This window comes from Methanobrevibacter sp., assembly GCF_045646045.1.
GTDB lineage: Archaea > Methanobacteriota > Methanobacteria > Methanobacteriales > Methanobacteriaceae > Methanocatella.
Genome location: NZ_JAZRJY010000052.1, coordinates 1 through 2,060, shown reverse-complemented (window position 1 = coordinate 2,060; position 2,060 = coordinate 1). Strand labels below are relative to the sequence as shown.

The window sequence follows — 2,060 nt, the reverse complement described above, 5'->3', positions numbered from 1 at the left end:
TCTGAATTTGTTTTCTCCGTCATCTAATTGTTGTTCAGCGATTGCACCAGCTTTTAATAATAAGTGTCCAACTAAAGTGGATTTTCCGTGGTCAACGTGTCCAATAAATGCTAAGTTAAGATGTTCTTTTTCTTTTGCCATTATAATACCTCATTTTAAATATATATTAACAAACATTAGTAAGCTTAAATGTTAGCTTAAATTTAATTTATATTTTAACATATAAATAGATAATGTTTTTTCATGAATTTTTTATAAAAAATATAAAAAAATAAAAAATTAAATTTTAATTTTTAAATTTATACGTCTCCTAAATAGTGACTTGTAGGGAACGGTTCTGGAGATAAACCTTTTCTTTGTCTGATTTCTCTCACAATTTGAGCTTGCATTTCACGTGGGAGTGGTTCAAATCCTGCAATCTCAGTAGACCATAAACATCTACCTTCTGCTGCAGATCTGATATCACCAGCGAAACCAAACATTTCTGCTACAGGAACTTTGGATTCGATTCTTGCCATATCTCCTTCTTGACCCATGTCAACAATTTGACCTCTTCTGTTTTGGATTTCACGAGTACATGCACCCATGTAATCGTTTGGAGTGTCAATAACTACTTTTTGCATAGGTTCGAGTAATGAAGGTTCTGCAAGAGTCATAGCTCCTAAAATTGCGTTTCTGATAGCAGGTAAAACTTGTGCAGGTCCTCTGTGAACTGCGTCTTCGTGAAGTTTTGCATCGTGGAGTTTGAATTTTAATCCCATACAGATTTCTTCACCTAAAGGACCACTTTCAAGAGTGGATTCGAAACCTTCGAGTAATAATTCTTTAACTTCATCTAAGTATTGAATACCACGAGTCATGTTAAGGAATAAACTTCTGTTGTGAACTGCCCAAACTCTTCTAGCTTCTTCTTTTTCTAAACCATATTCCATGAAGTCATTAGCTACTTCTTTACCTTTAACTCTACCTTCTTTTAAGTCACCATCTTGGATAGCATCAAAGATAGATTGTTCTAAAGGTTCAACAGTTATGTAGAATCTGTTATGTTTGTTTGGAGATTTACCTTCAACTTGAGGGGAAAGTTTTCTTACAGTTTCTCTGTATACAACAATAGGTTCGGAAGTTGTAATGTCTACACCTTTTTCTCCAATTCTGTAACCAATAACTTCTAAGTGAAGTTCACCCATACCTGATACTAAGTGTTCTCCAGTTTCTTCATTAATATCAATTTTAACAGTAGGGTCTTCTTTACCAACTTGTCTTAATACTTCAATAAGTTTAGGTAAGTCTTTAGTATTTTTAGCTTCAACAGCTACAGTAACTACAGGTTCTGAAATGTGTTCTAAACCTTCAAACTCTTTAATTTTGTCTTCAGGTGAACAGAGAGTTTCCCCTGCAATAGCCCCTTTTGCACCAGCAACATATACAATGTTACCTGCAGGAACTTTATCAGTGTTAACTCTTTCAGGACCGAAGTATACACCCACTTGTTGTACTCTGGATTTACCGTGAGAACCAACAAGATATACTTCTGTACCTTTTTCAATAGCTCCTCCATAAACCCTACCGGTTGCAATTTCACCTGCATGTTTATCTACAGATACATTGGTAACCATTACTGCTAAAGGTCCGTCTGGGGAAGTTTCAACCATACATTTTCCAGCAGGAGAATCAGGATCTCCATCCCAGATATTAGGAACTCTGTAAATTTGAGCTTCTTTAGGGGAAGGTAAGTGTTCTACTACCATACCTAATAATACATCAGATAAAGGTACTTTTTGAGCTAATTCTTTTTCGTTTTCAGCATTACAATAATCAATGATGTCTTTAAAGTTAACACCAGTTTCTTGCATGGTTGGAACATTAATAGCCCAGTTGTGATATGCTGAACCGAATGCAACACTACCATTAGTGAAGTCTAAAGCCCATTCATCTTTTTTATCTTCAGGAGCCATGTTTTTGATTAATTTGTTAGCTTCCATGAAAATTTTAATGAATCTGTTTTGTAATTCTTCAGGTTCTAATTTTAACTCGTTGATTAATCTGTCAACTTTGTTAAT

Annotated in this window: 2 protein-coding genes; both read right to left on the bottom strand. The window is 34.7% G+C overall.

The window, feature by feature from the left end; translation table 11 throughout:
- A partial coding sequence (locus tag ACKI5C_RS03275; RefSeq protein ID WP_407413917.1) for a GTP-binding protein occupies positions 1 to 141 on the bottom strand: 141 nt, incomplete at its 3' end.
- Positions 142 to 299: 158 nt separating this feature from the next.
- A partial coding sequence (locus ACKI5C_RS03270) for an elongation factor EF-2 (protein ID WP_407431794.1) occupies positions 300 to 2,060 on the bottom strand: 1,761 nt, incomplete at its 5' end.